The 26,666-nt window shown below is 64.8% G+C and carries 26 protein-coding genes; 16 read left to right on the top strand and 10 right to left on the bottom strand.

From position 1 onward, the window contains the following. Nucleotides 1-8: 8 nt before the first annotated feature. Nucleotides 9-1,052, bottom strand: coding sequence for a winged helix-turn-helix domain-containing protein (locus tag IEW58_RS06465; RefSeq protein ID WP_188644380.1), 1,044 nt, complete (start codon nucleotides 1,050-1,052; stop codon nucleotides 9-11). Nucleotides 1,053-1,116: 64 nt separating this feature from the next. Between IEW58_RS06465 and IEW58_RS06460 the strand changes: the two genes are divergently transcribed. Continuing rightward, nucleotides 1,117-1,557 (top strand): YidH family protein, encoded by a 441-nt coding sequence (locus IEW58_RS06460; protein ID WP_188644379.1) that lies wholly within the window; start codon nucleotides 1,117-1,119, stop codon nucleotides 1,555-1,557. Here IEW58_RS06460 and IEW58_RS06455 read toward each other — a convergent pair. Beyond that, a complete protein-coding gene (locus IEW58_RS06455; RefSeq protein WP_188644378.1) occupies nucleotides 1,554-2,702 on the bottom strand; it encodes an alpha-hydroxy acid oxidase in 1,149 nt (382 codons plus the stop codon). The two genes, IEW58_RS06460 and IEW58_RS06455, sit on opposite strands and share 4 nt — an antisense overlap. A gap of 104 nt (nucleotides 2,703-2,806) precedes the next feature. On the opposite strand from IEW58_RS06455, the gene IEW58_RS06450 reads away from it, so the two are divergent. Then, on the top strand, nucleotides 2,807-3,196 hold the full coding sequence (locus IEW58_RS06450) for a BlaI/MecI/CopY family transcriptional regulator (protein WP_188644377.1): 390 nt from the start codon (nucleotides 2,807-2,809) through the stop codon (nucleotides 3,194-3,196). After that, a complete protein-coding gene (locus tag IEW58_RS06445; RefSeq protein ID WP_188644376.1) occupies nucleotides 3,193-4,761 on the top strand; it encodes a M56 family metallopeptidase in 1,569 nt (522 codons plus the stop codon). The genes IEW58_RS06450 and IEW58_RS06445 overlap by 4 nt, the downstream gene beginning before the upstream one ends. Before the next feature lie 67 nt (nucleotides 4,762-4,828). Here the strand turns inward: IEW58_RS06445 and IEW58_RS06440 are convergent, their stop codons facing one another. Both IEW58_RS06440 and ypfJ read right to left on the bottom strand, forming a co-directional pair. Beyond that, on the bottom strand, nucleotides 4,829-5,335 hold the full coding sequence (locus IEW58_RS06440; protein ID WP_188644375.1) for a hypothetical protein: 507 nt from the start codon (nucleotides 5,333-5,335) through the stop codon (nucleotides 4,829-4,831). Between the two features lie 121 nt (nucleotides 5,336-5,456). Then, entirely contained in the window at nucleotides 5,457-6,305 is an 849-nt protein-coding gene (gene ypfJ, locus IEW58_RS06435; protein ID WP_188644374.1) for a KPN_02809 family neutral zinc metallopeptidase, read from the bottom strand. 104 nt (nucleotides 6,306-6,409) lie between these two features. Here ypfJ and IEW58_RS06430 point away from each other — a divergent pair, with 104 nt between their 5' ends. The 5 genes from IEW58_RS06430 to IEW58_RS06410 all read left to right on the top strand — a co-directional run bounded on the left by IEW58_RS06430 (nucleotide 6,410) and on the right by IEW58_RS06410 (nucleotide 11,980). Then, nucleotides 6,410-7,165, top strand: a complete 756-nt coding sequence (locus IEW58_RS06430; protein ID WP_188644373.1) for a 3-hydroxybutyrate dehydrogenase — start codon at nucleotides 6,410-6,412, stop codon at nucleotides 7,163-7,165. An 85-nt stretch (nucleotides 7,166-7,250) separates the two neighbouring features. Continuing rightward, nucleotides 7,251-8,687, top strand: a complete 1,437-nt coding sequence (locus IEW58_RS06425) for a M28 family metallopeptidase (protein ID WP_188644372.1) — start codon at nucleotides 7,251-7,253, stop codon at nucleotides 8,685-8,687. Between the two features lie 63 nt (nucleotides 8,688-8,750). Next, nucleotides 8,751-10,214, top strand: a complete 1,464-nt coding sequence (gene guaB / locus IEW58_RS06420; protein ID WP_188644371.1) for an IMP dehydrogenase — start codon at nucleotides 8,751-8,753, stop codon at nucleotides 10,212-10,214. A 6-nt stretch (nucleotides 10,215-10,220) separates the two neighbouring features. Continuing rightward, nucleotides 10,221-11,402 (top strand): RsmB/NOP family class I SAM-dependent RNA methyltransferase, encoded by a 1,182-nt coding sequence (locus IEW58_RS06415; RefSeq protein WP_188644370.1) that lies wholly within the window; start codon nucleotides 10,221-10,223, stop codon nucleotides 11,400-11,402. Between the two features lie 71 nt (nucleotides 11,403-11,473). Next, nucleotides 11,474-11,980, top strand: a complete 507-nt coding sequence (locus IEW58_RS06410) for a tetratricopeptide repeat protein (protein WP_188644369.1) — start codon at nucleotides 11,474-11,476, stop codon at nucleotides 11,978-11,980. A 6-nt stretch (nucleotides 11,981-11,986) separates the two neighbouring features. Here IEW58_RS06410 and IEW58_RS06405 read toward each other — a convergent pair whose 3' ends face one another. Further along, nucleotides 11,987-12,460, bottom strand: a complete 474-nt coding sequence (locus IEW58_RS06405) for an RNA pyrophosphohydrolase (protein ID WP_188644368.1) — start codon at nucleotides 12,458-12,460, stop codon at nucleotides 11,987-11,989. 10 nt (nucleotides 12,461-12,470) lie between these two features. Beyond that, the gene (locus tag IEW58_RS06400) at nucleotides 12,471-13,424 is read right to left on the bottom strand and encodes an alpha/beta hydrolase (protein ID WP_188644367.1); all 954 of its coding nucleotides are present in this window, start codon (nucleotides 13,422-13,424) and stop codon (nucleotides 12,471-12,473) included. Between the two features lie 176 nt (nucleotides 13,425-13,600). On the opposite strand from IEW58_RS06400, the gene IEW58_RS06395 reads away from it, so the two are divergent. Both IEW58_RS06395 and IEW58_RS06390 read left to right on the top strand, forming a co-directional pair. Then, entirely contained in the window at nucleotides 13,601-15,592 is a 1,992-nt protein-coding gene (locus IEW58_RS06395; RefSeq protein ID WP_188644366.1) for a 2-oxoacid:acceptor oxidoreductase subunit alpha, read from the top strand. 1 nt (nucleotide 15,593) lies between these two features. Then, on the top strand, nucleotides 15,594-16,676 hold the full coding sequence (locus IEW58_RS06390; protein ID WP_188644365.1) for a 2-oxoacid:ferredoxin oxidoreductase subunit beta: 1,083 nt from the start codon (nucleotides 15,594-15,596) through the stop codon (nucleotides 16,674-16,676). 28 nt (nucleotides 16,677-16,704) lie between these two features. On the opposite strand, the gene IEW58_RS06385 is transcribed toward IEW58_RS06390, so the two are convergent. Then, entirely contained in the window at nucleotides 16,705-17,499 is a 795-nt protein-coding gene (locus IEW58_RS06385) for a phosphatase PAP2 family protein (protein ID WP_188644364.1), read from the bottom strand. Between the two features lie 42 nt (nucleotides 17,500-17,541). Here IEW58_RS06385 and IEW58_RS06380 point away from each other — a divergent pair, with 42 nt between their 5' ends. Genes IEW58_RS06380 through IEW58_RS06370 form a run of 3 tightly spaced genes read left to right on the top strand, consistent with a single transcriptional unit; the run spans nucleotide 17,542 to nucleotide 21,417 of the window. Further along, complete coding sequence (locus tag IEW58_RS06380; protein ID WP_188644363.1) at nucleotides 17,542-18,912, top strand: cryptochrome/photolyase family protein; 1,371 nt, start codon at nucleotides 17,542-17,544, stop codon at nucleotides 18,910-18,912. Between the two features lie 55 nt (nucleotides 18,913-18,967). After that, the gene (locus IEW58_RS06375; protein ID WP_188644362.1) at nucleotides 18,968-20,254 is read left to right on the top strand and encodes an SAM-dependent methyltransferase; all 1,287 of its coding nucleotides are present in this window, start codon (nucleotides 18,968-18,970) and stop codon (nucleotides 20,252-20,254) included. Beyond that, a complete protein-coding gene (locus IEW58_RS06370; RefSeq protein ID WP_188644361.1) occupies nucleotides 20,254-21,417 on the top strand; it encodes a serine hydrolase domain-containing protein in 1,164 nt (387 codons plus the stop codon). Before IEW58_RS06375 ends, IEW58_RS06370 begins: the two co-directional genes overlap by 1 nt. 1 nt (nucleotide 21,418) lies before the next feature. On the opposite strand, the gene IEW58_RS06365 is transcribed toward IEW58_RS06370, so the two are convergent. The 3 genes from IEW58_RS06365 to purF form a co-directional block, all read right to left on the bottom strand. After that, nucleotides 21,419-21,766: a PilZ domain-containing protein gene (locus tag IEW58_RS06365; protein WP_188644360.1), complete on the bottom strand. Its 348-nt coding sequence runs from the start codon at nucleotides 21,764-21,766 to the stop codon at nucleotides 21,419-21,421. A gap of 110 nt (nucleotides 21,767-21,876) precedes the next feature. Next, on the bottom strand, nucleotides 21,877-22,599 hold the full coding sequence (locus IEW58_RS06360) for an SDR family NAD(P)-dependent oxidoreductase (protein WP_188644359.1): 723 nt from the start codon (nucleotides 22,597-22,599) through the stop codon (nucleotides 21,877-21,879). Next, the gene (purF, locus tag IEW58_RS06355; protein ID WP_188644358.1) at nucleotides 22,600-24,072 is read right to left on the bottom strand and encodes an amidophosphoribosyltransferase; all 1,473 of its coding nucleotides are present in this window, start codon (nucleotides 24,070-24,072) and stop codon (nucleotides 22,600-22,602) included. It lies immediately after the preceding gene. A gap of 147 nt (nucleotides 24,073-24,219) precedes the next feature. Between purF and IEW58_RS06350 the strand changes: the two genes are divergently transcribed. From IEW58_RS06350 to IEW58_RS06340, 3 genes are read left to right on the top strand one after another with little or no spacing between them, the layout of a single operon-like run. Next, nucleotides 24,220-25,461, top strand: a complete 1,242-nt coding sequence (locus IEW58_RS06350) for a lipoprotein-releasing ABC transporter permease subunit (protein WP_188644357.1) — start codon at nucleotides 24,220-24,222, stop codon at nucleotides 25,459-25,461. Continuing rightward, nucleotides 25,454-26,134, top strand: coding sequence for an ABC transporter ATP-binding protein (locus tag IEW58_RS06345; protein ID WP_188644356.1), 681 nt, complete (start codon nucleotides 25,454-25,456; stop codon nucleotides 26,132-26,134). The genes IEW58_RS06350 and IEW58_RS06345 overlap by 8 nt, the downstream gene beginning before the upstream one ends. Beyond that, the gene (locus IEW58_RS06340) at nucleotides 26,131-26,610 is read left to right on the top strand and encodes a glutathione peroxidase (protein WP_188644355.1); all 480 of its coding nucleotides are present in this window, start codon (nucleotides 26,131-26,133) and stop codon (nucleotides 26,608-26,610) included. The genes IEW58_RS06345 and IEW58_RS06340 overlap by 4 nt, the downstream gene beginning before the upstream one ends. The last annotated feature ends 56 nt before the right edge of the window (nucleotides 26,611-26,666 follow it).

Below are 26,666 nucleotides of genomic sequence, written 5' to 3'. Positions count from 1 at the left end.
AATCCGGCTCAGGAATTGTCGCTACGCAGGCGCTCTGCGGCCATGAGAGCCGCGACAACGGTGCCGACGAACAATGCGCCCTCAAGGGTCGTTACGATCGCCAGCGCGAGCCTGCTGGTCCCTCCAGCCATTCCGGCGCTAGCTTGATCGATCCCCAATCGCGAAGAGGGGAAACGCAGCGCCAGTTCGGCCAGGCTTCCAACCATGAGCTTGCCGCCTGCCGCCGCAATGGCTGCGCCTCCCGTCGCTCCTGCGAGGAACCCCGTCGTTCCGCGAAGCCACAGGCGGTGGGCCGAGGTGCGAGAGGCAAGGGCGAGGCCGGCGCCGGTCGCAAGGCCAAGTGTCGCGCCTTCGGCAGCGCCCGTAATCGCGCCCGGGGATCGGCCGAACAGGAGTTCGAACAGGTCGGCACCGATCATGTGCGCGAAGGACCCGACGATGAGGCCTCCGGCTGCTCCCCCCGCCAGGAGCCGCCACGCACCCCTTCCGCTGCGCCGCCCGGCTGCGAGGCCAAGACCCACCGCTGCTCCGCCGAGCACGCCGAGGAAGAGATTGATGCTGACGAGGACGAGAAGGGTGGAAGCAGTTCCCATCCGGGGCGTTACGAGACCGGCCGAGAGGTAGAGCAAGGCACCGATCACACCCGCCACGCCCCCTCCGATAGCAGCTGCAACGGCATCTTGTGCGGTGGCATGCAGCGACCATGCCGTGCGTTCGTGGGGTGCCGGATCCTCCCGTGGACCGTCCAGGGGCGCGATGAAGCGGTAGCCATGCCGCGGCACGGTCTCGATGTACCTGGGCGCCGCAGCATCATCATCGAGCGCCTTCCTGAGCGAGCGAATGCACTGGGTCAGCGCTTCGTCGGTTACTGGAATGCCGCGCCAGACCTCTTGGTGAAACCGTTCCTTGGTCACCAGACGGCCGTCCTCGCTGGCGAGAAGCACCAGGGCGTCGAAATAGCGCCCCGAGACGTCCACCGGTCGCCCGTCTCGCAGCAGCCGCCGTTCGGCGCCGTCGAGCACAAATGGTCCGAAGGAATAAGCCCTGCCCATCGGCTTGCTGTTACGGCAAAAATTTCGGCCTGCCACCATTCTTGCCTCGAAGCGTTGGGACTGCATGGCGACACCGGTCGAACATCGCGCAGCCGTTGCCCAGGAAAAGCTCGCCGACAGCGCGGACACCTTGGTCGACAGCGCCGAAACGCAGGAAGACAGCGCATCGCGGCGGACGAAATTGGCGGCGGACCGCACTTTGCTGGCGGCGGAAAGGACTTACGCGGCCTGGATGCGCACGGGTCTGGCCAGCCTGGCCGCCGGGATCGGCGCAAAGGCGCTGCTGGACAAGCTGGTAGCGCCGTGGATGGTGCTTGCCACTTCACTCGCGCTCATCGTCTTTGCCGGCTTTTGTTTCGTGGCGGGTATCTGGCGCGAACTCACCGGCAGATCGCTCCGCCCCGCGCCCGACGCCGCGAAATTTCCGGAGTGGTTGCTCCTGGTATTCAACGGTTTCCTGGTCGTGCTGGTGGCGATGGTCCTTGTCGGAATCGCCGCGGACTAGCGTGTCCGCAGCATCGAGCGGTCAAGCTGATCGATGGACGTGACACCCATCAGCCGCATCCCCCGTTCGATCTCGTCCTGGAGCAGCCCTAGCGCACGTTCCACACCCGGTTGGCCGGCGGCGGCGAGGGCATACAGGTAAAGTCGCCCGCCGCTTGCAGCAGTCGCGCCCTGTGCCAACGCTTTCAGGACGTGGGTTCCCCGGCGGACGCCCCCATCGCAGATTATCTCGATCTGCCCGCCGACGGCATCGACGATCTCGGCAAGCTGATCGAACGGCGCGCGGCTCCCGTCGAGCTGACGTCCCCCGTGGTTGGAAATCATGATGGCGTCAGCCCCAATCTCGACCGCCCGCCGCGCGTCGCCCACGCTCATCACGCCCTTGAGGCAGAACGTGCCGCCCCAGTCCTGCCGGATGCGCGCGGCCGTGTCCCAGTCCATCGCCGTGTCGAGCATCGTATTGAAGTATTCGGCTATCGATACTGCCTTGCCAGTGCCCTCTTGTACGTGGCTGTCGAGATTCGGCAGGCGAAACCGCTCGCGGAGCACGTAGTCGGCGGTCCATCTTGGCCGGGTGGCGTACGACCAGAGCGCGGCTGGAGTGAACCGGGGAGGGGTGGTGAAACCGCTGCGTTGGCACCGTTCGCGCTTCCCGGAGACGATCGTGTCCACCGTCAGCGCCAAGGCGTCGAAGCCGGCAGCCTGGCATCGCTCGATCATCGAGGAATTGAGGCCCGCGTCCTTGTGAACGTAAAGCTGGAACAGCTTGGGCGTCGAGACCAGTCCGGCGATCTCCTCGATGCTCACGGTGGCCAGGCTGGAAATGCCGAACCATAGACCAAACTTCTCGGCCGCCTGGGCAACAGCGCGCTCGCCCTGCCAGTGAAATACCCGCTGGAGCGCAGTGGGACTGAGCATCAGTGGCAGCGCGCTACGCCGGCCCATGATAGTGCAACTCGTGTCGATTTGAGCGACGCCTGCGAGGACGTTCGGGACCAGATCGTAGTCCGAAAAAGCAGCGGTGTTTCGGCGCTTGGTCAGCTCATCGTCCGCAGCGCCATCGATGTAATCGAACACCGGCCACGGCAACCTGCTCTTCGCCAAAAGGCGGAGATCTTGCACGTTGTGGCAATCGGACAAACGCATGCCAGCGGTCTACCAACCGCATCGCACTGTGCAATCGTTCATCTGACCTTCATGTTTACAGACGTAATCGTTAGGTCGTTCGAAGCACCTGGGGAGGACAACCGGTGAGCGATGAGAGCGACCTGAAATCGGAGCGGATCAGCGAGGCGGAACACGCCGTAATCGAAGCGTTGTGGGACGAAAGCCCCCTTACGGCTGCCGAGGTGTGTGACCGGGTCTGCAAGGATCGGGATTGGTCCATGCCAACCGTCAAGACGTTGCTCGGCCGGTTGGTGGCGAAGGGGGCCATCAAGACCGAACCAGACGGACGCCGGTTCCTCTACACGCCAATAATCGCACGATCCGAATACGTAGGAAGCGAATCCAGGCGGCTTGTCGAGCGCCTTTTCGGAGGGCGTGCAGCGCCCCTGATTGCGCATCTGGCAGAGAGCGAGTCGCTCAGTGAACAAGACTTGTTGGAGATCGAGGCTCTCCTGAAGGAGCTGCGGCGATGAGCTGGATCTTCGACACGCTCGTCTGGACAGGGGCGCTAATCGCCCTGGTCCTGTCCGCCCGTCGGCCGGTATCGCGCAGCTTTGGTCCAAAGGCCGCCTATGCGCTTTGGCTCCTGCCGCTGATGCGGCTGGTGCTGCCGCCGATAGTACTTCCTGCCTGGCTCGCCCCCGGACCGGCAGTATTAGTTCCGCCACCTTTGCCGCCAACCGGGACCGCCGAATTGAGCTACCTGGCCGCGGCCCCGGCACAAGCGCCTTTCAATTGGCAACTCCTGCTCCTTGCGGTGTGGTCTGCCGGCGTAGTCATCTACATCACTTTGCGGCTGACTTCCTACTTCCAGCTCCGCCGGCAGCTGCTCGAAAGCGCACGCTGTGTCGGAGAGGCCGGACGCATTCGTCTGGTCGAAACTCCCGCGACGGCTTCTCCGCTGGCGTTCGGGGTGCTGGACAAGGTCGTCGCGCTGCCGCCCGGCTTCATGGCGTCATCCGACCGTCGCGCCCGCGACCTCGCGCTGGCTCACGAGCTTGCGCATCACCGCGCACAGGACCTGGCGTTCAACTTTCTGGCCCTCCCACTGTTCGCGCTTCACTGGTTCAACCCGCTGTCTCTCCTCGGTTGGCGCGCCATGAGGCGCGACCAGGAGGCGGCTTGCGATGCCCGCGTGATCGAGCATCGGGACCGCAGCGAACGCGCTGCCTACGCCATCCTGATCGCTTCGGCGGTGGCCGGCCCGCGAGGTGCCCTGGCGGCGCCGATGGCTTGCCCCGTGCTTGGCGACAAATCCATCGTCCACCGCTTGAGGAACCTTACGATGACTGACCCATCTCTCCGCCGCCGGCGTGCCGGTGCGCTCCTGATCGGTGCGAGCATGCTTCTCGTCCCGCTCACCGCGTCGATCAGCTATGCTCAGGATGAAGCGCCCGAAGCGCCGCAGCTACCCGAACCGCCTGTGCCACCCGCTGCCCCGCTGGTGAACGACGACGTAGCTGTGCCGGTTCCGCCAGCCGCGCCGGAAGCGCCTTTGCCGCCAGAGGTTCAAGCAGAACGCTACGTGATCCACGAGACCGGAAAGGATGGAAAGCGCCGGGTCGTGGTCGTTCGCACGGCCGAGGATAGCGAGCGCGGTCCGCGGGTCATCGAGCGTCGCGTCCTTCGAGCGGGCCCGGATGGCGCGTTCGATGAGAAAGCCTTCGAAAAGGAAATGGAGGCGCTCGAGAAGCGGATGGAGCGGCTTGGCGAGGATCAGGAGCGGATCGCCATGGTCGACCGCCAGGCGATCGCGCGGACGGCCAAAGAGGCTGCTCGCGTGGGGCGCATTGCGCGCCTCTCAGCTCCCAGGGTTGTCATGACCTGCGACGGCGAAGGCAACGTCAGTGAAAGCCGTAGTGCCGATGGCCGGCAGGTCATCCGCATCTGCCAGAAGCGCATCGGGCAGGAGGCACTGGCAGGCCTCCGCTCGGCCCGGGCGAGCATCTCGGCCGACGCCGACATGCCGGAAAACGCGCGCTCTGAAGCACTTCGGTCGCTGGACCGCGAAATCGAGCGACTGGAAAAGGATCAATAGCCGCCGGGTCGTTGTCCCCGCCCCGGACGGGCGACGGGGGCGGCAGTTGCCGCCCCCGTTTGCGTTTTCAGCGCTTCGCAGCGGGGAGGGGCTGCACTACCTCGTGCGACAGATTAGCGTTCGCGGCTGCCCCGCTTTCTGCGGGCTTCGCGGCTCGGTCGTCAACCTCCGCCGAGTCTGACACGATGACCCGGGCAAACGCGGGGCGGGCAGGATAATTGCAACCTTTTTGCTGCCCGAGGCCCTTCAGAAAACCTCGTCGGACCGAACCTGCGTAGATTGCTGCCTGCCAGTTTCGCTCCTGCTCGGCTGCCCCCGAGATCTCGCGCAAGAGCCCGCGAAACGGAATGAAGGAAGCGACCAGGCTCTTGGCTACGCGCCCGGTGCTGAGCCTGTCGGCATCTGTGGCCTGCACGTCCATGTCGGGGCCCAACGCACTGTCGAGTTGTGCAATCGCGGTCTCGATCGCGGCGCATCCCTCCAGACCGGTGCTGGAATACGGTTCCGCCAGTGCGGCCACCAAGGCAGAAGGAACTCGTTCCTTGCTGAGGTTGAGGTCGGTGATCGGCGTCATCGCGACATCGCGAGCGTCAGGCTCCCGGTTGGCGGCCGCCTCGTTGCGGTCGCGCGCTGTGGCTGGGCTCGTCAGTGCTCCCGCAGCGAACATCAGCGCAAGCAATCCAGCCCGGATCACCTCAGCCGACCTGAACATAGCGATCGCACACCGTGTCGTCGGCGCTCTCGATGCCCGCCCGCAGCGCTTCCATTCGCTGGGCACTGGTGCCGTGAGTGAAATTTTCGGAGCTGACCCGCCCGCCTGTCAGTCGATCATCCCCGATCGCACTGGCGGCGGTCATGCCTTCCTCGAAATCCCCGGGCTCGATCAGATTGCGATTTTTCCCCGCCCAGACCCCGGCGTAGCAATCGGCCTGCAGCTCCATACGCACCTGGAGCTGGTTCGCGCTGCGGGGATCCTGGCTTTGTGCGCTTCGGATCGCGTCGGCAATGCCGGTGAGCTTCTGGATATGATGACCATATTCATGGGCGACGACGTAATACCGAGCGAAATCACCCCGTGCGCCGAGCTGGCGGTCAAGCTGATCATAGAAGCTCGTGTCGATGTACATCGTCTCGTCAGCCGGACAGTAGAACGGGCCCACCGCGCTGGTAGCGCCCCCGCAGCCGGAATTGACCTGCCCAGAATAGAAAAACAGGGTGGGCTGCTTGAAGGGCACATTCGCCTGGCGGAACACCGGTGCCCATGTCTGGTCGAGCGACTGGAGCGTGTTGCACGCTTCGGTGGCGTAAGGATTGGAGGTGCATAGCGCTTCCACCGATTGTTCGGAGCCGTCGCCTTGCTGTGTCGTGGGCGCGCCGCCCTGCATCCCGCCGAGCATCGAACTCGGATCGACACCGAATACCAGTGCCGCGATGAGCGCGATCACTATGGAACCGCAGCCGACGCCGCCCCCCATTCCGCCGGGGAAACCTCCACCGCCACCGCGAACATTGATGCTTGATGGATCGAACCGGTTGAGCCGCATGTATTCTCCCCCTCGAAATGTCCGTGATAAATCTGGACAGTGGCCATACGGTTCGCGAAGGCAAGCTCCGGCCGCTTGGCCGATCAATTCTCTGGGGGGTGCAAATGTTCCTGAACGGCAAACGCGCGCTGGTTACCGGATCCACTTCGGGCATCGGGCTAGCGATGGCCCGGGCTCTGCGGGCGGAGGGCGCGGAGGTCGTGCTCAACGGTTTCGGCGATGAGCGCGAAATCGCCGCTCTCCGGGAAGAGCTGGGCGCATTGCACGTCAACGCGGACCTCACGACGCGCGCCGGGTGCGAGGAGCTGATGGCCGGAGCGGGGGCGGTCGATATCCTCGTCAACAACGCCGGGATGCAGCATGTTTCGCCTATTGAGGACTTTCCGGTTGAAAAGTGGGACTCGATCGTCGCGCTCAACCTGACAGCCGCGTTCCACACCACTCGTCTCGCGGTGCCGCACATGAAGCAGCGCGGGTGGGGCCGGATAATCAACACCGCCAGCGCGCATTCCAAGGTCGCCTCGCCTTTCAAGTCCGCATACAACGCCGCCAAGCACGGGCTCGACGGGTTGACCAAGACCGTCGCCCTGGAAGTGGCGCCGCATGGCATCACCGCGAATTGCATCAGCCCGGGATATGTCTGGACGCCCTTGGTAGAAAACCAGATCCCCGACACGATGGAGGCGCGGGGTTTGACACGCAAAGAGGTCATCAACGACGTCCTGCTGGTCAAACAGGCGACCAAGAAGTTCGTTCAGCCCACCGAGGTCGCTGCGGTGGCCGTCTTCCTCTGCCGGGACGAGGCACAGAACGTCACCGGCGCCAACTGGAGCGTAGATGGCGGGTGGACCACCGAGTAGCCGGGACGCCATGCGGGTTCTGCGACGTCAAATGATGCGGTCCGCATGGTTACCCTTTCTAGCTGTTCTGGCAGGCTGTGCCACGGTGGCGCCGCAGGCGACACTGTCGTCGCGCGAACAGTCGGCGGTTGAGGCCACTCTGGCGCGTCACATCGCCGTCCTGGCAAGCGACGATTTTGGCGGGCGGCAGCCAGGCACCGACGGTGAAACGAAGACCCTGCGATATCTCGCGCGCGAGTGGCAGGCGGCCGGACTTGAATCGGGGACGAACGATCCTGCGAACCCGTGGTTTGCCCCTGTCGAACTTTCTCTGAGCTTGCCCGAAAAAAGCTCGGTGCGCTTCTATCGCAACGGGCGCCCAATTCCGCTGGCCGCGGGTTCTGCAGCCGTCTTCACCACTGGAACGCGCGGCCTGGTCCAGCGCGCGCCGGTGCTTTTTGTCGGTGAGCAAGGCGAGCAGCTGGAAGGTATCGAAGTCGCCGGCAGGGTCGCGCTCATGCTATGGGACCATCCGGGGCACGTCGAGCAGCGCGATGCGCTTCTGCGGGCCGGCGCCTCGGCTGTCCTGGCCATTGTGTCGGACGAAGGCGAGCTCTCAAAGATCACCGGCACGCGGCGGCGTGGGACCTATCGCATCGCGGGAGGGGATGACGGCGCCGCAATCGATGGCGTCCTGACTCGCGCCGCTCTCATGACGCTCGTGGGACAGGACCGGCTGGACCAATTGCTGCGTGCAGCGTCGGAGTCCGATTTCAGGCCCGTGCCGCTGGATCTTAACGCATCGCTGGAAGCGACTTCGGCTCCGGGTTCGGTCCGTACCCACAACCTGATCGCGAGGCTTCCCGGCCGGCGACCTTCCGCAGGCGCGGTCCTAGTGCTTGCGCACTGGGATCATTTCGGCCGTTGCGCGACCCCGCCCGCCGACGACCTAACCTGCAACGGCGCGGTCGATAACGCGAGCGGTCTCGCTGTGCAGACCGAACTCGCGCGCCGGCTGGCGGCCGGGCCAAAGCTGGAGCGCGACGTTTATTTCCTCGCCACAACGGCCGAAGAGTGGGGATTGCTCGGATCCAGGGCGTTCACTGAGAACCCTTCGATACCGCTCGAATCAATCGTCGCGGCGTTCAATCTCGATACGCTGGCGGTGGCGCCCGCCGGAAGCGCGGTTTCGATCGTCGGCAAGGGCCTCACGCCCCTTGAGCCGGGAATAGCCCGGGTAATAGCGGAAGCCGGCCGAAGGGAAGGTGATGAGCGGCTGGCGCAGGATTACGTGCGGCGGCAGGACAGCTGGGCGCTGCTCCAGCGCGACGTCCCGGCCGTCTCGGTAACGAGCGCATTCGCAAGACCGGAACTGTTCGAGCGTTTCGTTGCGGAGCACTACCACCAACCAAGCGACGAGGCTGCTGGCGTGGAGCTGGGCGGAGCGGCGGAAGACCTTATGCTCAACGAGGCACTGGTGCGATATTTCGCCGATCCGCAACGCTGGCCGGGCAAGCGCGGAAAAAGCGGCGCCGCCCCCTAGCCGCCGTGGGCCCGTCTCGTTAGATGGGCCGCCACGATTACTCCGGCGGAAAGCGGTAACGCAGTGGCACACGACGACATCCCCCTGGCCCTTACCTTCGACGATGTCCTCCTGCGTCCGGGCGAAAGCGACATCGTCCCCAGCATGGCCGATACGCGAACCATGCTCACGCGCGGGATTGCGCTGAACATACCGGTACTGTCTGCCGCCATGGACACCGTGACCGAGGCGGACATGGCCATTGTCATGGCGCAGCTCGGCGGAATCGGCGTCCTCCACCGCAATCTCGAGATCGAGGAACAGGTCGCCGCCGTACGGGCGGTCAAGCGCTTCGAAAGTGGCATGGTCGTCAACCCGATCACCATCGGCCCCGACGCCTCGCTGGGGGAAGCGCAGGCGCTGATGACCGAGAACCGCATCAGCGGCATCCCGGTGACGGACTCAGCAGGCAAGCTGTGCGGCATCCTGACCAACCGCGACGTGCGCTTTGCCGAAAATCCCGCCCAGCCGGTGCGCGAATTGATGACGAGCGAGAATCTCGCCACAGTTCCCCTCGGCACCGGGCAGGAGGAGGCGCGCCGGTTGCTCCACCAGCGGCGCATCGAGAAGCTGCTGGTGGTCGACGAGAACTATCGTTGCGTGGGGCTGATCACGGTCAAGGATATCGAAAAGGCCGTCACTTACCCCAACTCCACAAAGGATGAGAGTGGCCGCCTGCGCGTGGCCGCCGCGACCACTGTCGGGGACAAGGGCTTCGCCCGGACCGAAGCGCTGATCGCGGCCGAATGCGACGTCGTTATCATCGACACCGCGCACGGGCATAACAAGGATGTCGCCCGCGCTGTCGAGCGCGCCAAGCTTCTTTCCAACTCGGTGCAAGTGGTTGCCGGAAACGTCGCGACGGCGGAGGCGACCCGTGTGCTCATCGATGCCGGAGCGGATGCAGTGAAGGTCGGCATCGGACCCGGTTCCATCTGCACGACCCGCGTGGTCGCCGGCGTAGGCGTTCCCCAGCTCACGGCGGTGCTCGAATGTGCGGCCGAGGCGTTCAAGTCGGGCGTGCCGATCATTGCCGATGGCGGACTGCGTACCAGCGGGGACGCTGCCAAGGCGCTCGCGGCCGGGGCCTCAAGCGTCATGATCGGGTCGCTTCTCGCCGGGACGGAGGAAAGCCCTGGTGAATCGTTCCTGTTCCAGGGCCGCAGCTACAAGGCCTATCGCGGCATGGGCAGCGTCGGCGCCATGGCGCGGGGTTCGGCAGACCGGTATTTCCAGCAAGACGTTTCTGCGCTGAAGCTGGTGCCCGAGGGGATCGAAGGTCAGGTGCCTTACAAGGGGCCGGCCAAGGAAGTCGTCCATCAGCTGGTCGGCGGGATAAAGGCGGCGATGGGATACACCGGCTCCGCGACTTTGCCGGAGTTGCGAGAGAAAGCGCGTTTCGTGCGGATTACGGGTGCCGGCCTTGCGGAAAGCCATGTGCACGACGTCGCCATCACGCGCGAGGCGCCGAACTACCCTCACCGGTAAGAGGCGATGACTCCGGCCGCACGAGTCCAAGCCGCGATCGAGTTGCTCGATGCGGTCATCGCCGCTGCGAAGGCCGATGGCGCGCCGGCCGATCGCCTGATCTCCGATTACTTCAAGAACCGACGCTACGCCGGATCGAAAGACCGGCGGGCCGTGCGCGAACTGGTCTTCCGCGCAGTACGCGCCTGCGGGCCGGTGCCGCCGACCGGCCGTGCGGCGATGCTCCGTCTTGCCGAAACCGACCCGGTGTTGGTTAACCTGTTCGACGGCTCGGGTCATGGACCGGCAGTGATTAAGCCGGGCGAGACGGTCGCCCAGGGCGGGATCGCGGCTGAGTGGCTGGTGTCGGCGCTCAGGACCTCGGGCATCGACGAAGCGGAAGCGGCCTCGCTCCTCAAGCGGGCACCACTCGACCTCAGGGTCAACACGCTCAAGGCCGATCGTGCAAGCATCTTGCTGCCCGTCGAAGCGGAGTGGACGGCAGCCCCGCAAGGCCTGCGCGTGGCGCCGGGTGCACCGGTCGAGACCTGGGATGCCTTCCAGGCCGGCCAGATAGAGGTGCAGGATACCGGCTCACAGCTCGCCTGCCTGGCCATTGGTGCGCAACCTGGCGAGACGGTGCTCGACCTGTGCGCCGGCGCGGGCGGCAAGACGCTGGCGATCGCCGCCGCTATGGACAACCGCGGCAAGCTGGTGGCGTCGGATAGCGATCGTGCGCGACTGGCGAGGATGGCCCCGCGCGCAATTCGAGCTGGCGCCGGGATGATCGAGACCCGCCTGCTCAATCCTGGACAAGAGTTGGAGGTGCTCGCCGATCTGGCAGACCGCTGCGACGCGGTTCTGATCGATGCTCCTTGTTCGGGCACGGGCACCTGGCGCCGCAATCCGGAAGCGCGCTGGCGGCTCACTACCGACCGGCTTGCGCGGTTCGCGCAAGTACAGGCGCGGCTACTCGATGTTGGAGCGAACCTGGTCGCGCCGGGCGGGCGTCTGATCTACGTCACCTGTTCCCTGCTGGACGAGGAGGGCGCTGGTCAAATCGAGTCCTTCCTTGCCCGGCACGATGGCTGGGGCGCCGACGACATTGACCTGCCCTTGGGCGAAGCGCGGGGTCGGGGATGGCGATTGTCGCCGGGCCGCGATGAAACGGACGGGTTTTTCATCGCGCGTCTGACGCGGGCATGTTAACGACGCCCGGTATGGTCGAGCCCGTCGTTGAACGATTATCGAGCTCGCGACCTCGTTTGAAGGAGCTCGTCATGCGTTTCGCAGCCCCCGCCGCCGCTCTTGCCGTCGTGTTCGCCGTGACAGCCAGCGTCGGACAGAGCGATGATCACGTAACCGACCCTCGAGCGTCCGCGTTGGTGACGGAAGGCCGCGCTGCAATTGCTGCCGGTCAACCTGACAAGGCGGTGGACGCTTTTGAGGCGGCACTGACGATCGACCCGGCTGCCACGTCGATTTTCCTCGACCTGGCCCAAGCAGCGCGCCTTAACGGATTGCAGGGAAAGGCTATTCGTTATTACCGCCTGGCCTTGGCGCGCGAGCCTGAAAACCTGGCGGCGCTTTCGGGCGAGGGCGCGGCCCTTGTCGAAAAGGGCGCCATGGAAAAGGCTCGGCGCAATCTCGCCAAGCTTCGCTCGATGTGCGGAGACACTTGCGAAGAGACCCGCCAGCTTGCGTCGGTCATCGCCAAAGGTCCGCAGGCGCGGGTGCTCACCGCGGAGGCGGTCATGCCCGACGCGGTGGTCAGCCAGCAGAACTGACCAATTTCAAACCAGCTCTCGAAATCCTTCCAGAACAGCGCGATAGACCCGTTTCTTGAACGGGATTATCATCTCGGGCAGGTGTTCCGGATCGATCCAGCGGAACTCGCAAAATTCCGGAGGATCGTGAGCTTCCAGGTCCACGTCCTCCTCGGTTCCAGAAAACCGCGCGAGGAACCAGGTCTGCTCCTGACCTCGGAAGCGCCCCCCCCACAAGGTGCCGATCAACTCCTCCGGCAGGTCGTAGCGGATCGCTTCCTCTAGCCGAGCGATCACGGAAATCTTGTCAGCCGTGATGCCGGTTTCCTCGGCGAGTTCGCGCAGCGCCGCTTCGGTCAGGTCTTCGCCTTCGTCCACTCCGCCCTGGGGCATCTGCCACCAGTCGCCTTCCTTGTTGTCGATCCGCCGCCCCACGAACGCTTGCCCGGCTTCATTCACGAGCATGATGCCTACGCAGGGCCGATAGTCGGTCGGAGTCATTTGCCGGCCTTCACGAGTGACGTTCGAGCATCAGCTTGATTGCCGCGACGAGCGCGTCGACGTCGGACTGGGAGCTCGGCACAGCCTTGCGGATCGTCACGAAGCCATGAACGTTACCCTTGGCCTCGATATAGATCACATCCACCCCGTTCTGGATCAGGTGGGAAGCGTATTCACGCCCCGAATCGCGCAGCGGATCGAGCCCTGCGGTTATCAGGACCGTCGGGGGGGTGGAGGCATGATCCTCGTGCAGGATCGGGTAGTTGCGCTTGTCCTGCGGGTCCGCGGCATAGCTGTCGCTGAAGAAGCCCATGGTCCGCGCCGTCAGCAGGAAGCCTTCGCCGAAGCTCTTGTAGCTCGAGGTTTCCTCGATGGCGCTGGCCACCGGATAGATCGGCGCCTGGACGATGACCGGGACGTCGGCGGGCTTGTCCGTCAGCGCCTGCGTGGTGACGATGGTGAGATTGCCCCCCGCGCTGTCGCCAGTGGTGACGAGGCCGGTCACCTGCCGACCAAGCGCCGACGGGCTCGAGGCGACCCACCGGGTAGCCGCCTCGCAATCGTCCGGCGCGGCGGGGAAGGGCGCCTCGGGCGCCAGGCGGTAATGGACCGCCACCACCGGCAGATCGAGCGCGTAGGCAAGCTCGGTGCAAAACGCATTGTGGGTGTCGAGATCGCCGATCACGAATCCACCGCCGTGGAAAAACATGATCACGGGCCCCGGTTCGCGATTCTCCCGTTTGTCGTATAGCCGCAGCGGTATTTCGCCAGCCGGGCCAGGGCAGGTCAAGTCGCGCACGACTGCCAGATCGCGCGCTTCGGCCTCGGCCAACGCGCCCATCGCGACGTAAGAGCCGCGGGCCTGGTCGAGCGGCACTTCATCCAGTTGCGGGCCGCCCATCTGCTCGAGCATGTCGAGAAAGCCGCGGACGTCTTCACGCACGTAGTGTTCTGTATCGGCCATCTCGGGACTCCCTGGTTTTCGAGATCGGTTGCGTTTGAAGATGAATAACGCCCCCAACGTTCTTTTCCACTCGACATTTTCCAATGCGAGGAGAAAAACTTGGTTGTGACGCGGGTGGGTGCTGCCTAGCTGCCATCCGTGCCCGCGCCGGCAGAGGCGCTCGATAAGGATACCTCATGGCAACCCAAGCCGCCGAGCGGGAACAGCTCTCGGTCTCTTCCGAAAATCCTGAAGCAGTCGTGGTCCGGTTCGCGGGCGATTCCGGCGACGGAATGCAGTTGACCGGCGGGCAATTCACCCTGTCGACCGCGCTGGCGGGCAACGACTTGGCGACGTTCCCGGACTTTCCTGCCGAGATACGTGCCCCCCAAGGCACGCTGTTCGGGGTCAGCGCCTTCCAGATCAACTTCGGATCGACCGCGATCGAAACCGCGGGCGACGCGCCGGACGTGCTGGTCGCGATGAATCCCGCCGCCCTGAAGGTGAATGTCGCGGCGTTGAAGCCCGGCGGACTGATCATCGCCGACACAGGGGAGTTCACCAGGCGCAACCTGGAGAAAGCGAAGTACGAGACAAGCCCGCTCGAGGATGGCAGCCTTGCGAAGTGGCAGGTTCTCGCGTTCGACATCAGCGCGCAGACGGTGGAGGCGGTCAAGCCGTTCGGCCTAGGCAACAAGGACGCGCTGCGCTGCAAGAACATGTGGACGCTGGGGCTGGCGCTATGGATGTTCGACCGCCCGCGCGAGCCTATCCACGAGTGGCTCAAGGCCAAGTTCCGCACCAAGCCCGAACTGGCCGAGGCGAACATCGCCGCTCTTGATGCGGGACACGCATATGGCGAAACCGCCGAGCTATCGGGTCCGCTGCGCCAGGTGCATGTCGAGCCCGTGGCCAGCGCGCCGGGCCTGTATCGCACCATCACCGGGGCCGAAGCGATCAGCCTGGGCCTCGTAGCCGGAGCTCAACTGGCCGAATTGCCGATGTTCTTCGGCGGGTATCCGATCACTCCGGCGAGCGCGATCCTGCACCATCTCGCCCGGCTCAAGGAATTCGGCGTCACCACCTTCCAGGCCGAAGACGAGATCGCCGCGATCTGTGCTGCCATTGGCGCCAGCTATGCCGGGCAGCTTGGGGTCACGTCGTCCTCTGGCCCCGGCATCGCGCTGAAGGGCGAGGCGATGGGCCTCGCGATCATGACCGAGCTTCCGCTCGTTATAGTCAACTCGCAACGCGGCGGTCCTTCGACAGGCCTGCCGACCAAGACCGAGCAAAGCGATCTTTATCAGGCGGTCTACGGTCGCAACGGCGACGCGCCCATGCCTGTCATCGCCGCCCGCAGCCCCGGCGATGCGTTCGATTGCGCGATCGAAGCCTGCCGCATGGCTGTTCAGTACATGACCCCCGTCATGCTGCTGACCGACGGCTATATCGCCAACGCGGCCGAACCATGGAAGGTGCCCGACCCGGCAAGCTACGAACCTTTCCCGGTCACCTTCCTCGAAGAGAAGAACGCGGGGGAAGAGTTGCTTCCCTTCAAGCGCGACGGAAGGGGCGCCCGGCCGTGGATCAAGCCCGGAACACCCGGCCTGATGCATCGCATCGGCGGTATCGAGAAGGCGGTGGATACGGGCCACATCGACTATTCCCCGTCCAATCATCAGGCGATGACCGACGCTCGAAAGGGCAAGATCGACGGGGTCGCGGTGCCCGACCAGGACGTCTGTCTCGGCAACGCCTCGGGCAAGCTCGCGGTCGTCGGTTGGGGAAGCACCTTCGGTCCGATCCACCAGGCTGTGCGTCGCGCTCGCAAGCGCGGCCTCGACGTCAGCCATATTCACGTGCGGCATATCTGGCCTCTTCCCGCGAACCTCGGCGATCTTCTGCGCGGGTTCGACAATGTGCTGGTGCCCGAGATGAACACCGGCCAATTCAAGACGGTGCTGCGCGACCAGTACCTCGTGGACGCCACCCCGCTTACCAAGACGAGCGGACAGCCCTTCGCCATCGCGGAACTCGACGCGGCGATCGCCAAGTACTTCGACGGTATTGCCGGCAACGAGGGCGGGGAAGTCCCCGCGGACGCAACCCAGCTACCCAATCCCGAAGCGGGCCACGATGACGGCACTCTGCCACGCGAGTTGCGCCGTCATCACGACAGGGACAATTGAAATGAACGACATGACTCCCTTCGCGACAACGGTGAAGGACTGGGAAACCGACCAGGAAGTTCGCTGGTGCCCCGGTTGCGGTGACTATGCGATCCTCAAGGCCGTGCAGCGCACCCTGCCGCAGATTGGCGCCAACCCGGCGACTACCGTGTTCATCAGCGGCATCGGCTGCTCCAGCCGCTTTCCGTACTATATGGAAAGCTATGGCTTCCACACGATCCACGGCCGTGCGCCGGCGATCGCTACGGGGGTCAAGCTGGCCAACCCGGAACTGGATATCTGGCTGGTGACCGGCGACGGCGATGGGCTGTCGATTGGCGGCAACCACCTGATGCACGTCCTTCGGCGGAACGTGAACTTGCAGATCATGCTGTTCAACAACGAGATTTACGGCCTTACCAAGGGGCAATACTCGCCGACCAGCCGCGAGGGTACGAGGAGCCCGTCGACTCCGCTGGGGAGCTACGATCATCCCGCGCGGCCGGCGGCATTTGCGCTGGGTGCCGGGGCGCGGTTCGTCGGAAGGGGATTCGATGTGTCGAAGAACCTTCCGGAGGTACTCAAGGCCGCGCATGCGCATCAGGGCGCCGCATTCATCGAGATCTTCCAGAACTGCATCGTCTACAACAAGGACGTATTTGACGATTTCGCCGCACCCAAGGGCGCCGAGGACCGTCAGCTATGGCTGCAGGATGGAGAGCCGATGCTGTTCGCGGGCGGAACCCAGGGCATCGCCCTCGACCGGGAGAAGCTGCGCCTGATGATAGTTGCGGTCGAAGATGGTGACTGGCAGGCGGCCGGGGTGATCGTCCATGACGTCACTAATCGTTCGATCGCGCACATGCTGGTCGAAATGCCGTTCGGGCCTTTCCCGATGGCTTTGGGTGTCCTCTATGACGATCCACGACCAACCTTTGAAACCGCCGTCGCCGAAGAGCGGCAAAAGGCGAGCGCGGGCAAGGAGCCGAACCTGGCCAAGCTTCTCGCCAAGGGCCAGACCTGGACCGTCGAGGGCAACGGACCCGAACCGTTCGACAGCCGCCCTCCGGGCCAGGGTGAGCCGAACGCGGCCGATCCGCTTTAGAAAGGTCCGCTGCCGAGCGAAGGGCGCATCAACCGGATTTCGGTGCGCCCTGGTCGCGAAGCGCTGGGGACGGGGCGATGGCTTGCACGGCCTCGCTGTCCGCCGCAGCCCGGGCGGGCTTGTAGAGCAGCGCGGCGGCGAGGAACGCCCATCCGGCCCCGCCCAGCCAGCCGGCGGCAACATCGCTCGGAAAATGGACGCCGAGCATCACCCGGCTCCACGCGATCATCGCTGAAAGCACCATCGCGCTGCCGATCAGCGTGTAGCGCACCGAATGGCGCTGGCTCATCGCTGCGAAGGCGAGCGCCATCGCGATAAAGACCACCGCGGAGTTGAAGCTGTGGCCCGAGGGGAAGCTTTCTCCCCCCGCTTCCATCAAGTGCGGTACGATCTGCGGCCGTTCGCGGCCTACCAGGCCTTTGAGCATGGAGTTCGCGACCCAGCCGCCTTCGATGGTCATCGCAAAAAGAACTGCCTCGCGACGCAGCTTGAGGAACAGCAACGCGACGACTGCCGCCACGGCGAACAGATTGCGCAGCAGGACGCCGCCGAGTGCGGTCATGTCCCTCACCATTTCCAGCATTAACTGCGAACCGGCGAAAGACAGGTCGGCCTGCCTTCGATTGGCAAGCAGGCCGAAACTGTCGAACGCTCCGGTGCGGCCGGAGACCACGAGGATCGCGACAACCGCGAACCCCGTCCAGCATAATGCAGCCGCCATGAGCGCCTTGCGCCGATCGATGGTAAAGCCGCGTCGGGGCAGTCGGACGCTTTCCGCTTCGATCGGTGGTTCCGAGGGGACAACAAGGTCGGATGCGCTCATGAGGGCAGGAACCAGCGTTCGATTGATTGTGTTCCGCTCGCGATGACTTCGCCCCAGATTGTGTGGCTGCGCCGTGACCTGCGCCTGGCCGACCAGCCCGCGTTTCACGCGGCCGCCCAGGCCGGTCCTGTCGTTGCGGTCTACGTCCTCGACGATGGCATCGCAGGCCGAAACGCTATCGGAGGCGCCGCCCGCTGGTGGCTGCACCATTCACTCGAAAGCCTTTCGCGGGACCTCGACCGGCTGGGGTCGCGCCTCATACTTCGGCGGGGCCGGGCAGCCGATCAGGTCGCACAGGTAGCGCGAGAGGCCGGCGCGACGACGGTGCACGCTATTCGGCACTACGAGCCGTGGTGGCGCGATGCCGAAAATGCCCTCGCGGAGTCGGTGGAGTTAATGCTCTACGACGGGAATTACCTGCTGCCGCCCGATGTCTTGAGGACGGGAGCGGAAACCCCATACAAGATTTTTACCCCATTTTCCAAGGCGTTGCTCGCCAAAATGCCACCTCGCGAGCCATTGCCCGCGCCTGGAAGTCTGCAACCTCCGGGCAATTTGCCGGCGAGTGACAACCTGGCCGATTGGCGTCTCCTGCCGAGTCATCCAGACTGGTCCGGCGGGCTGGCCGCTTTCTGGCAAGTCGGCGAAGCGGCCGCTCACGCACAGCTCGAAGATTGGGCCGATCGCGTCGACGATTACGCAGAGACCCGCAACCTGCCTTCCGAGGACGGATCCTCCCGCCTGTCACCGCATCTTCATTGGGGCGAGATTTCGCCGGCTCAAGTCTGGCACCGGCTCGACCGGGGCGGTGGCGCGGGCTGGTCTACCTTTGCCAGGGAGCTGATCTGGCGCGACTATGCACAGAACATCATCGTCCAGTTTCCCCGTCACGGCGAACAAAGTTGCCGCGATGGTTTCTCCGGCGTCTGGCGAAGCGGCGCAGCGGCCGGGGACGATTTGCGCGCATGGCAGCGGGGCATGACCGGCTATCCCATCGTCGATGCCGGAATGCGCCAGCTTTGGCAGACCGGCTGGATGCACAACCGGGTGCGGATGGTTGCGGCGAGCTTCCTGGTGAAGCATCTTCTCATCGACTGGCGCGAAGGAGCCCGATGGTTCTGGGATTGCCTTGTCGACGCGGATTACGGCAACAACTCGGTCAACTGGCAGTGGATCTCCGGCACCGGAGTGGACAGCAACATGTTCGTCCGCATCATGGCCCCGCTGACCCAGAGCGAGAAGTTCCGCGCCGGGGATTACATCCGCGAGTTCGTACCCGAGCTTGCCGACGTGCGCGATCCGCTCATCCACGATCCCCCCGATGAGATGCGTGGATCATATCCGCCGAAGGTGATCGGCCACCGCGAGGCGCGCGAGAGGGCGCTTGGCGCCTATAGGGACCAGAAGGACTGACTTGGCCGCTGCCGGTCGGCTTGCCCCGCGCGAGGAAGCGGTTCATAGCGCAGGAATGCATGCAGAGGGGTTGGGCAGGGGAGGCTCCCTTCTATCGGCTGGTGCGCGGTTCGCGCGCAGCCCGGGCGTGCTCGCGCGCCTGTTCGCACCGGGATTTCACAAGGTTCTCGACCGGATCGACGAAGGGCTGGAGCGCGGCTCGATCGTGGGCCGGCTGCCCGACGGCAGCACTCGCCTTCTTGGCGGGCGAGCGCCCGGCTTCGAGGCGGAAGTTGAGATCCGGGACTGGCGCGCGCTGCTCCGGCTGGCCACCAATGGTTCGATCGGCTGGTACCAGGCTTGGGAGGCAGGAGAGTGGGACAGCCCCGATCCCGTTCCCCTTTTCGCGCTCTTCATGGCCAATGGAGATGCGCTCGGAGACACCGGGCGGGCACGGGGGCCGTTTCGGCTGGCGGCACGGTTCGCGCACTGGCTGAACCGCAACACCCATGCGGGAGCCGAACGCAACATCCATGCGCATTACGATCTCGGCAACGATTTCTATGCGGCCTGGCTGGGGCAATCGATGTGTTATTCAAGCGCTTTGTTTAGCGCGCCGAACACACCTTCGCGCGCCGAACAGTTTCTCTCACCGCTCGATTATGCACAGCTCGGCAAAGTCACCGCGATGCTCGACCGGGTACGTATCGAGCAAGCCCAATCCGTGCTCGAGATTGGCTGCGGCTGGGGGATGCTGGCTCATGCCGCGGCCGGCCACGGCGCCCGGGTGGATGCGATCAGCCTTTCCGATGCCCAGCTTGATTATTGCCGGGCGAAAGCGACCCCTGGGCAGCCGCCGCCCGCTTTCCTCAAGCGCGATTACCGCGACATGCACGGCCAGTATGACGCGATCGTCAGTGTCGAGATGGTCGAGGCTCTCGGACGCGAATTCTGGCCCGATTTCATGGACTGCGTGGCCCGCAACCTGAAGCCGGGCGGAAGGGCGGCGATACAGTTCATATCGATGAAGGATTCGCTGTTCGATCACTACGCCCGCAGCGCCGACTTCATCCAGGCCTACATCTTTCCTGGCGGGCTGCTGATCCGGACATCCGAATTCCGCCGGCTGGCTGAAGAGCGGGGTCTCGAATGGACAGACCAGTCGGACTTTGGCCTCGACTACGCGGAAACGCTCAGGCTGTGGCGCGAGAATTTCGACGCTGCTGCGAGCGCGAACCGACTGCCGGCCGGCTTCGACGAGCGGTTCGTCCGCCTCTGGCGCTATTACCTGATGTATTGCGAAGGCGGCTTCCGCGGCGGCGGGATCGACGTCCACCAAGTGACCCTAGTGAAGGAACATTGATGGGGCGACAGCTCACCCTGCTTGCGGCACTCGCCTTGAGTGCGTGCGCGACGGTTTCCGCACCCGAAGCGGTTCGACCCACCCAGCCGAGCACCCGGATTTCGCTGCAGGACCAGCAGGTCCTGTTTTGGGATGACGGGACCCGCGCCGACCGCTTTCGTCACATGGAAAACTACTTCGCCGGATACGAGATCGCGTCCGCCCCGGTCGTGCGAAAACTGCCTGCGGGAACCGCGCTCGATTCCGCGACCAGGTCCACCCTCGATGCCTATCTCGCAAGCTCGAACGCGGCGGGCATCATGGTCCTGCAGGACGGGCGCGTTCGCTACGAGAAATATGGCCTCGGCTTCACCCCCGAGGGCCGCTGGACGAGCTTCTCGGTCGCCAAGAGCTTTACCTCGACCCTTCTCGGGGCGGCGGTGAAGGACGGCTTCATCGGTAGCATGGCAGATCCGGTCACCAAATACCTGCCCAGGCTCGCGGGCTCTGCCTACGATGGAGTCAGTGTCGAGCAACTCGCCACGATGACATCCGGCGTCAAATGGAACGAGGACTACGCAGATCCGGCCAGCGACGTGGCGAGGATGTTGCAGATCGAGCCCGTCGCGGGCGAATCCCAGGCCGTCACTTATGCGCGGACGCTGACGCGGGAAGCGCCGGCGGGGCAGAAGTGGGTGTACAAGACCCTCGAGACAAATCTTCTCGGCGACCTGGTGGCCGCGGCGACGGGCCAATCCCTGGCCGCATACGCGAAACACAAGATCGTCGACCCGGCGGGATTTGCTGGGCCGATGTTCTGGATGACCGATCTGACCGGCGGAAATATCGGCGGGTGCTGCCTGTCGCTACGGCTGTCCGACTATGCCCGCATGGGCCAGTTCGCGCTCGAGGGCGGGCAGCCTTCGGTGCCGGCTGGCTGGTTCACCCGCGCGGGAGCGCCGCAGGTCGAATTTGGCGAAGGGTACGGCTACGGCTATCAATGGTGGACGTATCCCGGCGCCAGCTTCGGCGCGCAGGGCATCTTCGGCCAATCCATCACGATCGTGCCGGACAAGCGGCTGGTGATTGCGGTCGTATCGAGCTGGCCCGCCGCCACCGGCAAGTCGATTTCCGAAGCCCGGCGCAAGATGCTCGACGCGGTCATCGCGGCGAGCGTCCGCTAGCTCAGGCGATCGGCCGGAACACCCCGCCGCTCGTGTAGCGGGCGATGATGTTGTCGTGGACGATCGGGCTGAGCAGCTCGGCGAAAGCGCAACCAGCGATGCAGTTGTCCCACCACACCACTTCCGCCTGGAGCGATTCGAGGCCCGGGAGGGTGAGCCAGCACAGCTGACCCACGTGCATCCGGTTGATTGCGGCAGCCGAGAATCCCGATATCGACAGATCGTGCACCACGGTACGGAACGGTCGTCCGCCCGAAGCGCGTAGCTGGGCCGGAATGGTCAGCTTGGTGCGCGGCGAGCAACGATCTTCCTGCGCTGCCAGCGAATAGCGATCGTGGGTATTGATCATGGCGGGCCAGCCTTTTCCTCGAGCACTTTAATCCGGTCCACGCCGCGAAGTGGCGGCGAGGCTTTGCAGGTAGTGCCCGAGGTTGGTTTCCGCTTAGCTCGCGAAAATGGTTAACCGATCTTGCCGATCCGCTCACGATGTCTGGTCGGAAAGTCCTCGAGGAGAAGCGACACGATACGGGTCGCGACTTCTTCCGGCGGCTTCACGCTGGCGGGATCCTCGCCCGGATATGCCCGCGCGCGCATAGTGGTGCGGGTTGCCCCAGGGTCGATAATGGCGACACGGGTATCGCCGAGCCTCTCGATCTCACCTGCATAGCAATCGAGCAGAACTTCGAAGGCGGCCTTGGTCGCGGCGTAGGCGCCCCAATAGGGGCGCGGTGCCGTGCCGACGGAGCTGGTCAAGCCGATCACGCGGCCATGCCCGGCGCGTTTCAGCAGCGGGTCGAACGCCGCGAGCAGCGCCTGGGTAGCAAGGACATTGACCGTCATCGCCTGGCCAAACTGCTTGGGCTCGATCTGGCTCACCGGCGTGAGGGAAGGCAGGAATGCGGCGTTGATCACGAGGATGTCGAGCTTTTCCCACCGCTGGGCAACCGCTGCCGCGAGCCGCGAGACACCGTCCGCCTCGGTAAGGTCGAGCGGAGCGATGGTCGCGCTGCCGCCCGCTTCGTGGATCGCCTCCTCGACCGTTTCCAGCGCCTTCACGTCACGCCCCGTCAGCAGGACGTGAGCGCCCGCCTCGGCCAAGGCGCGAGCGGTGGCAGCACCGATGCCCCTGCTCGCGCCGGTGACGAGCGCAATGCGCCCCGAAAGCGGCTTCTGGTCTGTCATTCAGGCGACCTTGTTGGCTGGAAAGGGAAGCTGCGCGTCGCGATTCTCGCGCTGCGCCAGATCGGTGAGTGATGTCGGATAGTCGCCGGTGAAGCAGGCATCGCAATATTGAGGGCGCGTGTTGTCGCGCTTCTGGTCGGCTACCGCGCGATAGAGGCCGTCGATCGACACGAAGGCGAGGCTATCGGCCTTGATGAAATCGCGCATGGGCTCGATATCCATCCTCGCCGCGAGCAGCTTAGAGCGTTCGGGCGTATCGACGCCGTAGAAGCAAGAGTGCGCCGTCGGCGGACTGGCGACGCGGAAGTGGACCTCCGTCGCCCCGGCGGCGCGCATCATCTCGACGATCTTCATCGAAGTCGTTCCGCGCACGATCGAATCGTCGATCAGGACGATGCGCTTGCCTTCGATCAGGCCGCGATTGGCGTTGTGCTTCCGCCGGACGCCATCGTGCCGTGCGCTATCGCTCGGCTGGATGAAGGTTCGTCCCACGTAGTGCGAGCGGATGATGCCCAGTTCGAACGGCACGCCGGACTGCTGCGCGTAGCCGATCGCCGCCGGCACGCCGCTGTCCGGTACCGGCACCACGAGATCGGCCTCGACCGGAGCCTCGATCGCGAGCTCGCGTCCGATGGCCTTGCGCGCTTCGTAGACGCTGCGGCCATCGAAGATCGAATCGGGCCGGCTGAAATAGACATGCTCGAAGATGCACGGCCGCGGGCGGTTCTGGCCGAACGGGCGGAGCGAGGTGAGCTTGCCGTCGAAATCGACGCGGACGATCTCCCCCGGATCGACCTGCCGGACGAAGTCGGCGCCGATCACGTCGAGGGCGACCGTCTCGCTGGCGAACACCGTTGCATCGCCCAGCTTGCCCATGACGAGTGGACGGATGCCCAGCGGATCGCGGCAGGCGATCATGCCTTCGGGGGTCATCACGATCAGCGAATACGCGCCTTCGACGAGGCGCAGGGCATCGATCAGTCGGTCGATGGTGGTAGGATAGCGGCTGGTCGCCACGAGGTGGATGATGACCTCGGTGTCCGAAGTGGACTGGAAGATCGCGCCCTTGCGGACGAGTTCATCGCGCAAGGTCCGCGCGTTGGAGATGTTGCCGTTGTGCGCCACCGCGAATCCGCCGGCCGCAAGGTCGGCGTAGAGCGGCTGCACGTTGCGCAGACCGGCGCCGCCGGTGGTAGAATAGCGCACGTGGCCTGCCGCCATGAACCCGGGCAGCCCGGCGATCGCATCCTGGGTGGAAAAGTTTTCCGCCACGTGACCGGTTCCGCGACGGGAATAGAATTCCTGTCCGTCGAAACTGGTGATCCCGACCGCTTCCTGTCCGCGGTGCTGGAGTGCATGCAAGCCGAGCGCGGTGACGGCGGAGGCATCGGCCGTGCCGATCGCTCCGAACACGCCGCACTCCTCGCGCAGCTTGTCGTCGTCGGCGGGCGGAAACGGATGAGGAAAGATCATCGGCTGGGCGGCCTTGTTGCTCGGGGGGCTCAATGGCGACTGCGAGGCCCGATGACAAGGGCGGGGTGCCGAGCATCACCCGTTGCACGTCGCGCCCTGCGCCCCTACACCGCGCGGCGTAACCCCTCCTGAACGAAACCGGGCACCTTGATCCTCTCCCCATTCGAATGGACCGTGGCCAAGCGCTACATGCTGCCTGGCAAGGGCGAAGGCTTCATCGCCCTCGTCGCGGGCATCAGCGTCGGCGTGGTCATGCTCTCCGTCGCGCTGCTGGTCGTGGTGATGAGCGTGATGAACGGCTTTCGCGCCGAACTCCTGGACAAGATCGTCGGTCTGAACGGTCACGCGATCATACAGGCTTACGGCGGGCGGCTGGATAATTGGCAGGACGTCTTGCAGGAAGTCCGCAAGACCCCCGGCGTCACGCGCGCGAGCCCGCTTATCGAGCAGCCTTTGCTGGTGACGTTCAACGGTCGGGTGGAAGGCGTACTGGTGCGCGGCAACACGGCACAGGACATCGGGCGCCTGCAGCCCAATGTCGTGGCCGGGTCCCTCGCCCCGCTCAAGCCTGATGCCAGCCAGGTAGCCATCGGCGCGCGGCTGGCCGAGAATCTCGGGGCGCAGGTTGGCGACACGATCACGGTTATCAATCCGGCTGGCCGCTCGACCCCGTTCGGCACCGTCCCGCGCCAGGTCGGTTACAGGGTCGCGGCGATCTTCGAGATCGGGGTCTATGATTATGACGAGAAATTCGTCGTCATGCCGATCGCCGATGCGCAGACGCTCATGCTGACCGGCGACACGATCGGCATGATCGAAGTGAAGACGGACGATGCCGACAAGGCGAGCGAGTACCTCGCGCCGCTCGCCCGCAAGCTGGCCGGGAGGGCGGTCGTATCCGACTGGAAGCAGATCAACGCCTCGCTGTTCGAAGCGCTGGAGGTCGAGCGGGTGGCGATGTTCTTCGCGCTGTCGATGATCGTGCTCGTCGCCGCGTTCAACATTCTTTCCAGCCTCGTCATGCTGGTCCGCGCCAAGACGCGGGATATCGCCATCATGCGGACGATGGGGGCGACCCGGCGGTCGCTGCTCAAGATCTTCGTCACCACCGGCTTCACCATCGGCGCGATCGGCACCGGGGCGGGGTTGCTGCTCGGATTCCTGATCCTCTATTTTCGCCAGGGCATCGTCGAGGCAATCCAGGTCGTGACGGGCCAGAACCTTTGGGACCCTTCCGTGCGCTTCCTTTCCACGCTGCCCGCGCGAGCCGATCCGTTCGAGATCGTCGGTATCGCGCTTCTGGCGCTGGTGCTCAGCTTTCTCGCCACGCTCTACCCGTCCTTCAAGGCGAGCAGCACCGACCCGGTGCAGGTGCTGCGTTATGAATAGCGCCCAGCCGGTCGTCCGCCTGACCAATCTCACCCGCTCCTTCGAGCAGGGCGGGGAGCGCATCGACGTGCTCCGCGGAGTGAACCTGTCGATCGGGCCGGGCGAAATCGTCGCGCTTCTCGGCCCATCGGGCTCGGGCAAGTCGACCATGCTGCAGGCTGTCGGCTTGCTCGAAGGCGGCTTCGGCGGAAAGATCGAGATCGTCGGTACCGACGCCAGCGCGTTGGCGACGGACGGTCGCACCAAGCTGCGCCGCGAGCATCTGGGTTTCGTTTACCAGTTCCATCACCTGCTGCCGGATTTCAACGCGATCGAGAACGTCGTCATGCCGCAGCTCGTCGCCGGCAAGGAGCGAGGGGCAGCTGAGGAACGCGCGCGCGAAATCCTCTCGGCGCTCGGGCTGGCGCACCGCCTGACCCATCGGCCGAGCCAGCTTTCCGGCGGCGAGCAGCAGCGCGTCGCGGTCGCCCGGGCGCTCGCCAACCGGCCGCATCTTGTCCTGGCCGACGAGCCGACCGGCAACCTCGACGAGCATACCGCCGACAAGGTCTTTGCCGAATTCCTCGAACTCGTCCGGGGCGAGGGCAGCGCCGCGCTCGTGGCGACCCACAACGAACGGCTGGCGGCAAGGATGGACCGCGTGGTACGCTTGCACGAAGGGGTGCTGGAATGACCACGATCGCCGACTTCACGGTCGAGAAACCCGACGGAACGCCGCTCGATTTGAGCGAGAAGCTGGGCAAGGTCCTGTTGGTGGTGAACGTGGCCTCGCGCTGCGGGTTCACTCCCCAGTATGAAGGGCTGGAGGAGCTCCAGCGGAAATACGCCGAACGGGGTTTCGAAGTGCTCGGCTTCCCCTGCAACCAGTTCGGCGCGCAGGAGCCGGGCAACGCCGAGGAAATCGCCAGCTTCTGCAAGCTGACTTACGACGTGACTTTCCCGGTACTGAAGAAAATCGAGGTCAACGGGGAGGGTGCCAGCCCGCTCTACGACTGGATGAAGTCGGCAGCGCCCGGCTTGCTTGGTTCCAAGGCTGTGAAGTGGAACTTCACCAAGTTTCTGATCGATCGTGAGGGGAACGTCGTCCGCCGCTATGCTCCGACCGACGCCCCGGCAAGCATCGAGAAGGCTATCGCGAAGCTGCTCTGATCGGGCGGGCGCTGTGGAGAAAAACGCCGCCCGTCGCCCTTCCGAATCGCGCCTGC

Source organism: Tsuneonella deserti, from assembly GCF_014644315.1.
Lineage (GTDB): Bacteria > Pseudomonadota > Alphaproteobacteria > Sphingomonadales > Sphingomonadaceae > Tsuneonella > Tsuneonella deserti.
Note: the sequence above shows the minus strand (reverse complement) of the source record. Positions and strands in the feature narration are given on the sequence as shown.